Source organism: Achromobacter mucicolens, from assembly GCF_902859725.1.
GTDB classification, from domain to species: domain Bacteria; phylum Pseudomonadota; class Gammaproteobacteria; order Burkholderiales; family Burkholderiaceae_B; genus Achromobacter; species Achromobacter mucicolens.
This window is the reverse complement of the sequence record NZ_CADIJP010000009.1, coordinates 250189-262181: the sequence shown is the minus strand read 5'-3', so window position 1 is coordinate 262181 and position 11993 is coordinate 250189. Positions and strand designations below refer to the sequence as shown.

The window sequence follows — 11993 nt, the reverse complement described above, 5'->3', positions numbered from 1 at the left end:
ACGCTGCGTTGCTTTGATCGCGGCGTGATCCACAACGCCCATGACTATGAGGACGCCGTCCTGCAGTGCATTGGCGGTCTGGTGCACGCGAAAGATGGAATACAGGTACTGAACGACCTGATCAATCTGCCCGTTGACATAAGCCCTTACTGGCTCGCACTGGCCAATGGCAGTGAACTGCTTCTTGCTCGTCTGAAGTCGAGCTCCGGCGAGATTGCCAAGAATCTTTTCAGCGTCTTGGACAGATTTCTGGAAGAGCACAAGCTAACGGCAGCCTCCAACGCGCTCATCGGGCTGCTGCAGGCTGTGCCGGAATCCAAAGTGGCGGATGCATTTGTGCCTCGTCTGCGGCACGTGATGGAGATCAGAGCCGGCATCACCATTGTGCGATATGACTTCGGAATTGCGGATTTGCAGCGTGCAGCTTACGAATTTCAAGGGTATCAAGCCCTAGGCGAAGAGAAATTTCGTGAGTGGAAGATGCCGCCACCGAAGATCAATCCCGCAGACTCCGCAAAAAGGGCGTCAGTCTTTGACTGGGTGCAGGTTGACGAAGCGACTTCCCGAACAACTGATCCGATCCGAGGCGATCGATCAGCACTCCCGGCACCACGTTCAATTCAGATGACTGGCAATCCGTTCATCAATATGTTGAACCGTGTGCGAGGGCCCCTAGGACATTTGTTTTCCGGTCTGGGTGGGCTCTTAGCTTTAAAAGGCTTGGCTAGTGCCTGGAAGAATCAGAAAGACAATAGCGCTCCGGTTGCCAACTATGTGGGTCTTTTTGGAGCCATGAGTACGGTCGTCGCTGCCAGCATAGAACTTGGCACATCCATGGTTTCCAGCACGACCACAGGACGTGCGAGCAAACTTGCCGAAAGGGGGATGAAAATCCTTTCAGCAAAATATGGAATGGCAGTTTTTGGAGCATTGGGATCCGGACTTTTGTCCGCATCTGACTCCATCAGATCGATCAGCGCTTTTAAAGACAGTAACCCTGCGCTTGGGGGAATGCTGATGGGTTCAGCGTTAGCAGGGGGCGTGCTGACCGCAGCCACGTGGGGAGGCGGCATGGCAGCAGCCGCGACTATCAGCAATGGCGGGGCAGCCGTTGCCGCCCTCGGGCTCACTCCGTTGGGCTGGACAATCGTCGCGGGCGTCGCAATTATTTTCATTGTGGGGTTTGCATTCGGTGCCGACCTGGCCAAACACGGTCCGGTCGAAATCTGGCTTAAACACAGTGCGTGGGGTGTTCACGAACGTCATTACTCCAACCATGAAGAACTCGACGCTGTCCACAGTTTGTACTACCGACCGCGATTGACACCCGCCTGGAATAATGCGCCTGATCATTCAGTGGGCAACCTCCGGATCAGTTGCCAAATCCCTGGAATATGCGACATGCCGGCAGAAAGATTCCAGACAAAGCTGGTCTTCTCCTTAAGCGGCATCAAGCTTTCTCCCGTGCATGGACCAATCATCCTCGCCCGCGGGTCGAGCGCGATCGACTACCGCCGAGAATGCCTCGTTACCTCATTAGGCAGCACTGGCAATGAGTGCGGCTGGGCGATTCAAATGCATAAGGACACAAAAGTAGAACTGCAATATCTCTACTTCCCCGACCCCGATGAACATCCTGATCTCACGCTGCGACAACCTGATGCGCCTGCGCCAATGGTATTCACTTCGAGTGGTTGGTTCCATAACTCAATCGATCTGGCAAAACTCGAACCCATAGGTGCGCCGAGATGACCGGCACAATAAAGCGCCTCCCAAAGAGCTTTCGCTTTGGAGGCACTCCTCTATCTGAAAGGGACGCCCTGTCTGCAAGTCCGGAACCGGATGGTGTACGAAGGGTCAACGCGAACTGCATTGAGCTCGATACCTATGCCAACTATGCACAACGCGGTGCCGCAGCATCAATCGGCATGTCCATAAACATCGCCATCGCAACATTTATCGTCGGCGTCCTTGCGGTTGGCCTCGAAAATATGACCCTGGAGCGGACCATGATGATGATTGCCCTGTCGCCTGCTCTGACCGTCATGGCGTTTATCTTTTATCTCGCCAGCGGCGCCCACAGAAGTCGTGGCGCGTTCGTACGCATCCATCGAGGCACTCGTAAACTGTATCTCGTCTATCCAAGCCGGAAGCTCCTTCACGTTCTCGACTGGGACGAACTTGAAGCGATGGCCGGCTACATCCCTATCGTCTCAGCGAGCGGCTATACCAGCCGACACCCGCTTTACCTGATCGGCGTCGACTATGCGATGGATCCGCCAGCTGAAATCTGTGCGGCGTGCGGCAACCTCGGCCTGTTGGACGGAGACCGATCCGCCAAGTCGCTGTGGTCTTATCTCCAAGCCTTTATGGCTCATGGACCCGAAGGTTTGCCCCAACCTGCGCCGTTACCCCCTCGACTTAGCCGCAAACAAGAAACCCTTCAACCTTACCGAGACTGGTATGCCGGATTGCGCGGCAGACTCGCTCGACCCTATGGCGTGTTGAAAGCGCCGATCACCATTCCGCTGTGGATCGGCTGGCTCTTGATCATTGTTTTCCCCGACAGCGTGGAGGCCTTCATTCAGTACAACGTGCCTTACGCTCGGTTTCCCAAGGAAATTGACCAGCTGTGCGGATTCGACGATATCCAGCCAGGGGCCATTGGCATCAACGGCGACCGCATTCCCCCGTAGAACAGGCTCAAGCGATGACGTCATAAGCCTGCGTCATCGTGAACCAGCGCGGGTCTACCGCCTAGAACGAAGCCTCCGAACGCCAACGTCCCTGGCTGCATCAAGTGTTTTCCGACACGGCCACCGCTTTGGAGACGCATCCCTTCACACGGGCGTTGCCGAGATGGCCTTGTTTTGTTCCGCCGCGGCGCCCAGCCGGGCGCCGCAACATGCCTCAATCCGCGTACACGCCCGCCTTGCGAATCACCCCGCCCCACTTGTCGACTTCAGACTTCAGCCACGTCTGCAGGCCCTCAGGCGTCTGCTTGGCTTCGGGCACGATTTCGGCGCCCAGCTCGGCCATCTTCTGCGTGAAAGCCGGGTCCTTCAGTGCGGCGCGAAGCGCGGCGTTGAACTTGTCGATGGCCTCGGGCGGCGTGCCCTTGGGCGCGTAGACGCCATGCCACACCTTGACCTCGAAATCCTTCAGGCCGCCTTCCTGCAGGGTGGGCGCGTCGGGCAGCGTCTTGATGCGTTCCTGGGTCGTGACGCCGTAAAGCTTGACGCGTTCGGCCTTGATCTGCGGGATGGTCTGCGTGGTCTGGTCGCACAGCACGTCCACCTGGCCGCCCAGCAGCGCGGTCATGGCGGGCGCGGTGCCCGCGTAAGGGACCGTTGTGAACTGCACGCCGAGCGACTCCTGCAGCAGCATGCCGCACAGCTGCGACACGGCGCCCAGGCCGGCATTGGCCAGGTTGATCTTGTTGCCGTTTTCCTTGGCGTACTTGATGAAGTTCGCCATGCCGTCGGCCGGCAGATCCTTGCGGCCCAGCAGGGTCATGGGCACGTCGGCGACCTGGCCGACATAGGCGAAGTCGGTCAGCGGATTGAACGACAGCTTGCGGTACAGCGCGGGCGCCGTGGCCATGCCGTTGTGGTGGATCAGAAAGGTGTAGCCGTCGGGCGCGGCGCGGGCCACGTGTTGCGAGGCCAGCGTGCCGCCCGCGCCGGTGCGGTTTTCGATGACGACGCTCTGGCCCAGTGTCTTGGCCATGGAGGCGCCCAGGCTGCGCGCCACGACGTCGGTGGGACCGCCCGCGGCAAACGGCACGACCAGTGAAATCGGGTGATTCGGGTAGGCCCCCTGCGCGACGGCGTTGCCAACAGCCAGGCAGGACAGGGCCAGCACGGGCCGGGCAGCGCGCTTGATCGCGCGCGCGTATCGGTGGGACATGTCTCGCTCCTTGTAGTGTCTTTGGCCCGCGATGCCGCGCATGGCGGGCAGGCATCGGCAGTGTGGCGCGACAAGGGCGAGGTTGGGAATTCGCGGTTTCGCAAGCCGGGCTTCGGCGCGCGGAAAGGAGGGTTTACGTGGACTTGCCTGCAGAAGCGACAAGAAGCGTACGTGTAGCGCCACGGATGGGCAGGGGGTCTCCTGGGCCCGGGCCGGTGCGAACTGCGCGCACGGGTTCCCGACTGCGCCCGCGCCGGGCCATCACGGCTCCGGGATGTTTTCCCGGAAGATCACCTGCAGCCGCGGCAGGTAGCTGGGTTCGGGCGCGCCCTTGACGGCCGCCACCAGCAGCTTGACGATCTCGCGCGCCTCGACGCGCGGGTTCTGGTCGATCACGGCGTCCATGGTGCGATCGAGCAGCAGGCGGCGCGTGGCCTCGGTGAGGTCGTGACCGACGAAGACGATGCGAGAGGCAGAGGACGCTTTGCTCGGCCGGGCCTCGTTCGGCCGCGCCGCGTTAGGCCGGGCCGCGTCAGGCCGGGCCGCGTCAGGCCCCGCGTCGGCCGCCCATGCCTCAGCCGGCCGCGCCTCCTTCAGCGCCCGCGCGATGCCTTGATTGCCGGCGCCGATGTTGTAGATCGCGTGCGGCGGGTCCTTGCGCAGCAGATCCTGCGTGACGGCAAAGGCGCGGTCGCGGTCGTCGCCGATCTCAAGGATGTGGGCGATGCGCAGGTGCGGAAACTCTTCGCTCAGCAGCGACCGAAAGCCCATCTCGCGTTCTTCGTGGCCGCGATAGGCCAATGACCCGACGAACACCGCAACCTTGCGTTCGGTGTGCTGCGGCAGAAACCGCCCCAGCAACAGCGCGGCCAGGCGGCCCGCGGCGCGGTTGTCGATGCCCACGTACCCCAGGCGCGCCGAGATCGGAATGTCCGACACCAGGGTGCTTACATGCACGCCGCTGTCGCGCAGGGCCATGATGGCGTCGCGCACCTGGGGATGGTCCAGTCCGACTAGGCCAACGGCCTGCGTCTGTTCGCGCAGCTCGTAGAGCTTTTTTGCGAGCTTGTTGGCATCGAACCCCTCGATCAGATGCAGGCGGGCCTGCACATCGGGGCGGGTGGCGGCTTCTTCGAGCAGGTGCCGGCCCAACGCGGTCATGAAGCTGTTGGTGCCGGCGGGCAAGACGAAATCGACCCGGACGTCCTGACTGGCGGCCTCGGCGCCCGGGACGAAGTAGCCCAGGCGATTGGCAATCGCCAGCACGCGGTCGCGGGTCTTGCCGCGCACGCCGTCGCGGTCGTTCAGTACCCGGTCCACGGTGGCGGTGGAAACGCCGGCTTCTCGGGCAATGAGGGAAATGGTGGGGCGCATGCGGGATCGGGCTCTCAAGACATCATCAGGACGATGGCGGCGCGGCCATCATAAGCCATCATTTGCAATCATTCGAGATCAGAAAGGTAACGTTGCCGCCCTATGGGCACCTTCCGCCTTTACCCCTGATTGTTTTGATGTGAATATCGCGGCTCAATACATCAAACACCGCACGGCAGGGTGCCAGGCAGTCGACAGAGCACACCAGGCCGGCAGGAGGAGACCATGTCGCACCCTACCTTGGTGCCCGACCCGCCCGTCCGGGAACGGCGCTTTCGCATCGGCTGCATCGGCGCCGGCATGATCATGGCCGAATGCCATCTGGCCGCCTACCAGCAGGCCGGCTTCACGGTGGCGGCGATTGCGTCGCGTACCCGCAGCAAAGCGGCCGCCGTCGCCGAACGCTACGGCATCCCGCGTGTGCACGAGGATCCCCTGGCCCTGATCGCCGATCCGCAGATCGAGATCGTGGACATCGCGTATCCGCCCGACTTGCAGCCCGCGCTGATTCGCGCCGCATTGGCCACCCCGCACGTGCGTGGCGTGCTGGCGCAAAAGCCCCTCGCCCTCTCGCTTGAGGAAGCCCGCGCCTTGCGCGACGAGGCACGCGCCGCCGGCAAGATCCTGTCGGTGAACCAGAACATGCGCTACGACCAGTCGATGCGCACGCTCAAGCAGCTGCTCGACCAGGGCGTGCTGGGCACGCCGGTGTTCGCGCAGATCGACATGCACGCGATCCCGCACTGGCAGGATTTCTTGCGCGGCTATGACCGGCTGACGCTCTCGAACATGAGTGTTCATCACCTCGATGCCCTGCGCTACCTGTTTGGCGAGCCCACCGAGATCACGAGCATCACCCGCCCCGACCCGCGCACCGAGTTCGCGCATCGGGATGGGCTGGTCAGCACCACGCTGCGCTTTGGCAACGGCCTGCTCGCGCTGTCGCTCGAAGACGTGTGGTCCGGCCCGCGGGCCGAGGGATACCCCGACGACCAGCACATTCGCTGGCGCGTGGAAGGCACCGAGGGCGTGGCGCGCGGCACCATCGGCTGGCCCACCGGCGAGCCGTCGACCCTGAGCTACGCCTCGCGCGCGGCCCAAGGCCATACCGACGGGCGATGGGTGACGCCCACGTGGGACACGATGTGGTTTCCGCATGCCTTCATCGGCGTGATGGAGCAGTTGCAGTACGCGCTGGCCAGCGGCACCGAGCCTGCGTTGAGCGTGACCGACAACGTACGCACGATGACGCTGGTCGAGGCCGCGTATACGTCCATCGCCGAAGGCCGCACGGTACGGCTGCCGGCTGTTGAATAACCAGACAGAAAAACAGACGGAGACAACCATCATGATCCAGACCGGAATCTTCTCGGGCTACTTTCCCTATGAGCTGGAGCGCACCGCCAAGGTGATCCGCTCGCACGGCTTCAACACCGTGCAGCTGGACCTGCATTTCAAGGACATGGAGCTCGGCCCGGGGCAGCTGACCGCGCAGAAATGCACGCAGATCCGCGACACGTTCCGCAACTATGACCTGCCGGTGTCCTGCATCTCGGCCTATACCAACATCGTTCATCCCGACCCCGCCGAGCGCCAGCGCCGTAACGGCTATCTCAAGGAGATCCTCACGCACGCGCGCCAGCTGGGTTCGCCTTACGTGATCTCGGAAACGGGCACGTTCGACACCGAAAGCGACTGGGTGCATCACCCCAAGAACAAGACCGAGGAAGGCTGGGACCAGTGCCGCGCGGTGATCGCCGAGCTGTCGCAACATGCCTATGACCATGGCGCGGTGTTCCTGCTGGAGACCTATGTGAACAACGTGGTGGGATCGGTCGAGGAAACGCTGCGCATGTTCGCCGAGGTGGATCACCCGGGCCTGGGCCTCCTGATGGATCCGACGAACTACTTCGAAGCGCACAACATCGACCAGATGGACCGCACGCTCAATCAGGTGTTCGACGCGCTCTCGGACAAGATCTGCATCGCGCATGCCAAGGACGTGAAGCGTTCGGGCGATGACAAGTCCGAAAAGCACAGCGATATCGGTGACGAGGGCGCGGCCGAAAGCCATACGTTCCGTGGGGTCGGCGAGATCGAGCTGCCCGCGCCGGGCCTGGGCGCGCTCAACTACGACCTGTACTTGCAGCGCCTGGCAAAGAAGCACCCCAACATCCCCATCATCATCGAACACCTGACCGAAGACGACGTGCCGCGCGCCAAGCAATTCCTCGACGAGCGGCTGCGCGCGAACGGTCTGTAGGCCGGCGCCGCGCGCAAACCAGGCGCACCGCGAAGCCATCCTCGAACAAGGCCCGCGGCGCGCCGCTCGAACACGATTCTGAACACCGACACCGGCAGACGCGCGCCCGCGCATCCGCCAGGGAGAACTCATGCCTGACATTTACGGGACCTGGATGACGCGCCGCGACGTAGAGGCGCGCACCGGACAGCTTGCGCAGTTTGCCGGCGTACGCCTGATGACGCTGGACGACGGGCTGGAGCGCGGTATCCGCATGCTGGAGTTCCGCAGCGGCACGGGCCTGCGTTTCACGGTGCTGGTGGATCGTGCGATGGACATCGCCGATTGCGAATACCGCGGTTTTGCCATGGGATGGCAATCGCCCTCGGGCTTTCGCCATCCCGGACTGCATGACTACGAAGGCGAGGGCGGGCTGGGCTGGATGCGCTCGTTTTCGGGACTTATGGTCACCTGCGGGCTGGATCACATTCTGTTCATGTACGACGCGCCGGCCGACAATTATGTGTATGGCCCCCGCAAGACGGCCAAGCAATCCATCCATGGCCGCGTCGGCACCATTCCCGCGCGGCTGACCGGCTACGGCGAACGCTGGGACGGCGATCGCTGCGTGCTGTGGGCCGAGGGCGTGGTAAGCCAGGGCACCGTGTTCGGCGAGCATCTGGAGCTGCACCGCCGTATCGAGATCGAGGTGGGCACCAACGACATCAAGCTGTCGGACCGTGTGGTGAATCGCGGCTTTTACCGCACGCCCCATATGCTCTGCTATCACATCAACCTGGGCTATCCGGTGCTGGACACCGGCTCGCGTTATCTGGCGCCGATCCGCGATGTGGTGTGGGCCGCGCACGAGCAGGACTACCGCAAGCAGGGTGTGGGTTACCGCCGCATGCCGGCGCCGCAGCTGGGCTTTCATGAGCAGGTGTGGCAGCACGAGATGGCGGCCGCGGAGGACGGCAGCGTGCCGGTCGCCCTGGTGAACGATGCGCTGGGCCTCGGGATGCAGGTCAGCACCTACAAGCATCAATTCCCCTGCCAGTATCAGTGGCAGAACCTGCAATCGGGCCAGTACGCGATGGGCATCGAGCCGTCCACCAACCATGTGCTGGGCCAGGGCGCGGCGCGCGAGCGCAACGAGCTCATCTGGCTGGAGCATGGCGAGGAGCGCTGCTACGACACGACGTTCAGCGTACTGGGCTCGGCCGCCGACATCGCGGCCTGCGAAGCGCGAATCCGCGCGATCGCGGAGCAGCCCGAGACCGACTATCCGCCATTGTCGGGTCGCTTTGCGCCCATCGCGGGGCGCTCATGAGCGCGCGCTTCTCATTGCAAGGCCGCCGTGTTCTGTACACAGGCGCGGCGGGCGGCTTTGGCGTGGACACCACGGTCGCGCTGCTGCAAGCGGGTGCCGACGTGATCGCGCTGGATAACCACGCCGGGCATATCGATCGCCTGCGCAGCACCGTGCCGGCGCAGCTTGCCGGGCAGCTTCAGATCCTGCAGGCCGACCTTGCCGACGCCAGCGCGCTGCAGGCGCACCTTGAGCGGCTGACCGGCGAGGGCACGATCGACGTGGTCATCAACAACGCGGCTATCTATCCCTCGCGCCCGTTCGAGGAATACAGCGATGCCGAGCTGGCGCGCGTGCACCGCGTGAACGTGGAGGCCGCCGTGCAGATCGTGCGCGCGGCGCTGCCGGGCATGCGCGAGCAGCAATGGGGCCGCGTGATCAACATCTCGTCGATCACGCTGTCGGGTGGATGGGAAAACCTGCTGCCCTACGTGCAGTCCAAAGGCGCGATGGTGGGCGTCACGCGCGCCTTCGCCCGCGAGTTTGGCAAGTGGGGCATCACGGTCAACGCCATTTCGCCGGGCGCGTTCCCGACCGACGCCGAGAAGATCCATCCCGATCCCGAGGGCTACAACCTCATGGTGCTCGAACGCCAGTCGGTCAAGCGCCGCGGGCACGCCGGCGACATCGCCGCGGCCATCGTGTTCCTTGCCTCGGACGAGGCGGGTTTCATTTCCGGACAGACGCTGGCGGTGGACGGCGGCTGGGTCATGCATTGAAAGGCGCATCGGCGCCACGCAGAGGGTAGAAGCAATGAGCATTCTTTCTGGCTACAAGGTTCTGGACTGCTCCATCGCCATGGCGGGGCCGTTCGCGGCGCAGCGCCTGGGCGACCTGGGCGCCGACGTGATCAAGATCGAGCCGCCCACCGGCGAATGGCAGCGGCACGCGCCCGCCGGCGGCATCACGGGCAACAAGATCAACGTGTCCTTTCTTTCGCTGAACCGCAACAAACGTTCGCTCGCGATCGATCTGAAGAGCGCCGGCGGCAAGGAGATCATCCAGAAGCTCGCGGCGCAGGCCGATGTGTTCATCCAGAACTACCGGCCGGGTGTCGCCGGCCGCCTGGGCGTGGACTACGAGACTTTGTCGGCCCTGAACCCGCGCCTGATTTATGTATCGATGTCGGGCTTCGGCGAGGACGGTCCCTATGCCACGCGCCCCGGACAGGATCTGCTGCTGCAGGCGATGTCGGGCGCGATGCTGTCGTCGGGCCGGGCCGGTGAAGCGCCACGCGCGGCGGGCCAGTATGTGGTCGACGCCGTCACCGCGTATTGCGCGTTCGAAGGCGTGCTGGCCGCGCTGCTGCACCGCGAGCGCACCGGCGAAGGGCAGAAGGTCGAGGTCAACATGCTGGATGCGATCACCACGATCCAGATGCAGGAGCTCTCGGTGTACACGGTGGGGCACAAGCCGCAGGTGCGCAGTGCCGAGCCGCATGCCCATGTGTACATCCGTGCGCCCTATGGCACCTTTGCGACCAGCGACGGCTATCTGGCGCTGGCCATGCCCGATATGAACGTGCTGGCGCGCGTGACCGAAGAGCCGCGCCTGGCGGACTACGCCGGCGAGCGCGACGGTTGGGAAAAGCGCGACGAGATCTACGCGCTGGTGCGCGATACGTTGGCCCGGGCCTCGACCGCCGACTGGTTCGCCAAACTCGATGCCGCCGGCATCTGGTGCAGCCCCGTGTATGGCTACGCCGATCTGGTCGACGATCCGCAGATCGCGCACAACGGCACGTTCGTCGAATACGAGCATCCGACCGAAGGCCGGATCAAGACGCCGGGCTTTCCGATCCGCTTTTCCAAGACCCCTAGCCAAGTGGTGCGCGGCGCGCCGCTTACCGGTCAGCACACCGACGAAGTGCTGCGCGATTTCGGCTTCAGTGCCGACGAGATCGCCGCACATGCGGCCTCGGGCGCGGTGCTGCGAGGGGCCTCGGAATGAGCGAGCGTGCGTTGCCCTATCGCGGCCTGACCTGGGATCACCCTCGCGGCTACAACGCCCTGCACGCGGCCACCGCCCACACGCCGCTGGTGCACTGGGACAAGCAATCGCTCGAGGGTTTCGAGTCGGCGCCCATTGCCGAACTCTGCGCCCGCTATGACCTGGTGGTGCTGGACCACCCCCATCTTGGCGAAGCCCTGGCGCACGATTGCCTGCAAGCGCTGGACACCGTGTTCGCGCCCGACGAGCTGGCGCGGATCGCGCGCGACAGCATCGGACTGTCGTACGACAGCTATCGCATGGCCGGTCGCCAATGGGCGCTGCCGCTGGACGCCGCCACACAGGTGATGGCCACGCGCGCTGACCAGTTGGATGGCCCCGCGCCGCGCACCTGGCAGGAGGTGCTGACGCTGTCGCAACGCAGCGGCTCGGTCGCGGTCAGCTGGGGCGGACCGCATCCGTTTCTGTCGCTGCTGTCGATCGCCGCCGCGCTCGCGCCCGATACGGACCTGCGGCCGCACGCCGCCTGGCACGACGAGGCGACGCTCGCCGACGCGTGCGACGTGCTTGCCGAATTGGCGCGGCGCACGCCCGCGCACGCCCTGGCTTACAACCCGATCGCCCTGCTGGGCCACATGAGCGCGCGCGACGACATCGCGCTATGCCCGCTGGTCTACGGCTACGTGAACTACGCCACTTCCGCGGTCGCCAAGCCGCTGACGTTCCGCGACGCGCCCCAGGCCGACGCTGGCCGGCCCGGATCGATCCTGGGCGGGACCGGCATTGCGATATCGCGGCGCTGCGTCGCGGGGCCTGAGTTGCGCGCGCACCTGTTGTGGTTGCTGGCCGCCGATACCCAAAGCCGCTTCATCCCGCAGCACGAGGGACAGCCCAGCCATCGCGGCAGCTGGGCCGATGCAAACGTGAATGCGGCGAGCGGCAACTTCTATGCCAACACGGCCCGCACGCTGGAAGCCGCGTCGATCCGGCCGCGGCACAACGGCTACATCGCCTTCCAGAGCGAGGCCTCGCAGTTCCTGCGCGACGGCGTCGCCGCCCGCGCATCGTCCCATGCATTGGCGCGCGGCCTGACCGAGCGTTTCGAGGCCAGCCTGGCCGCCACCCCAAGCACTCCGCAATAAGGATGTC

General features: G+C 64.1%; 10 protein-coding genes. 8 read left to right on the top strand and 2 right to left on the bottom strand.

Translation table 11 applies throughout. The annotated features are described in order from the left end of the window. Both HV786_RS14015 and HV786_RS14010 read left to right on the top strand, forming a co-directional pair. Positions 1–1752, top strand: a 1752-nt coding sequence (locus tag HV786_RS14015; RefSeq protein ID WP_217472111.1) for a hypothetical protein, incomplete at its 5' end; no start/stop codon positions are given. Positions 1753–1928: 176 nt separating this feature from the next. Next, positions 1929–2696, top strand: a complete 768-nt coding sequence (locus HV786_RS14010) for a DUF6708 domain-containing protein (protein WP_143221257.1) — start codon at positions 1929–1931, stop codon at positions 2694–2696. Between the two features lie 214 nt (positions 2697–2910). Here the strand turns inward: HV786_RS14010 and HV786_RS14005 are convergent, their stop codons facing one another. Next, a complete protein-coding gene (locus HV786_RS14005) occupies positions 2911–3909 on the bottom strand; it encodes a tripartite tricarboxylate transporter substrate-binding protein (protein ID WP_128829575.1) in 999 nt (332 codons plus the stop codon). Positions 3910–4170: 261 nt separating this feature from the next. Then, the gene (locus HV786_RS14000; RefSeq protein ID WP_175211116.1) at positions 4171–5283 is read right to left on the bottom strand and encodes a LacI family DNA-binding transcriptional regulator; all 1113 of its coding nucleotides are present in this window, start codon (positions 5281–5283) and stop codon (positions 4171–4173) included. A gap of 225 nt (positions 5284–5508) precedes the next feature. Here HV786_RS14000 and HV786_RS13995 point away from each other — a divergent pair, with 225 nt between their 5' ends. From HV786_RS13995 to HV786_RS13970, 6 genes are all read left to right on the top strand, one after another. Continuing rightward, positions 5509–6600 carry a Gfo/Idh/MocA family protein gene (locus HV786_RS13995; protein WP_128830130.1) on the top strand — a complete coding sequence of 364 codons (1092 nt, stop codon included), beginning with the start codon at positions 5509–5511 and terminating at the stop codon, positions 6598–6600. 31 nt (positions 6601–6631) lie between these two features. Next, positions 6632–7546 (top strand): sugar phosphate isomerase/epimerase family protein, encoded by a 915-nt coding sequence (locus HV786_RS13990; RefSeq protein ID WP_056327319.1) that lies wholly within the window; start codon positions 6632–6634, stop codon positions 7544–7546. A gap of 130 nt (positions 7547–7676) precedes the next feature. Continuing rightward, complete coding sequence (locus HV786_RS13985) at positions 7677–8855, top strand: aldose 1-epimerase family protein (RefSeq protein ID WP_128830129.1); 1179 nt, start codon at positions 7677–7679, stop codon at positions 8853–8855. After that, complete coding sequence (locus tag HV786_RS13980; protein WP_128830128.1) at positions 8852–9613, top strand: SDR family NAD(P)-dependent oxidoreductase; 762 nt, start codon at positions 8852–8854, stop codon at positions 9611–9613. The genes HV786_RS13985 and HV786_RS13980 overlap by 4 nt, the downstream gene beginning before the upstream one ends. Positions 9614–9647: 34 nt before the next feature. Further along, on the top strand, positions 9648–10844 hold the full coding sequence (locus HV786_RS13975) for a CaiB/BaiF CoA transferase family protein (protein ID WP_128830127.1): 1197 nt from the start codon (positions 9648–9650) through the stop codon (positions 10842–10844). Continuing rightward, a complete protein-coding gene (locus HV786_RS13970; RefSeq protein ID WP_175211114.1) occupies positions 10841–11986 on the top strand; it encodes a type 2 periplasmic-binding domain-containing protein in 1146 nt (381 codons plus the stop codon). The genes HV786_RS13975 and HV786_RS13970 overlap by 4 nt, the downstream gene beginning before the upstream one ends. Positions 11987–11993: the final 7 nt, after the last annotated feature.

Coding starts and splice junctions, on each gene's coding strand:
- HV786_RS14010 (WP_143221257.1), top strand. CDS start 1,929: ATGTCCATAAACATCGCCATCGCAACATTTATCGTCGGCGTCCTTGCG.
- HV786_RS14005 (WP_128829575.1), bottom strand. CDS start 3,909: ATGTCCCACCGATACGCGCGCGCGATCAAGCGCGCTGCCCGGCCCGTG.
- HV786_RS14000 (WP_175211116.1), bottom strand. CDS start 5,283: ATGCGCCCCACCATTTCCCTCATTGCCCGAGAAGCCGGCGTTTCCACC.
- HV786_RS13995 (WP_128830130.1), top strand. CDS start 5,509: ATGTCGCACCCTACCTTGGTGCCCGACCCGCCCGTCCGGGAACGGCGC.
- HV786_RS13990 (WP_056327319.1), top strand. CDS start 6,632: ATGATCCAGACCGGAATCTTCTCGGGCTACTTTCCCTATGAGCTGGAG.
- HV786_RS13985 (WP_128830129.1), top strand. CDS start 7,677: ATGCCTGACATTTACGGGACCTGGATGACGCGCCGCGACGTAGAGGCG.
- HV786_RS13980 (WP_128830128.1), top strand. CDS start 8,852: ATGAGCGCGCGCTTCTCATTGCAAGGCCGCCGTGTTCTGTACACAGGC.
- HV786_RS13975 (WP_128830127.1), top strand. CDS start 9,648: ATGAGCATTCTTTCTGGCTACAAGGTTCTGGACTGCTCCATCGCCATG.
- HV786_RS13970 (WP_175211114.1), top strand. CDS start 10,841: ATGAGCGAGCGTGCGTTGCCCTATCGCGGCCTGACCTGGGATCACCCT.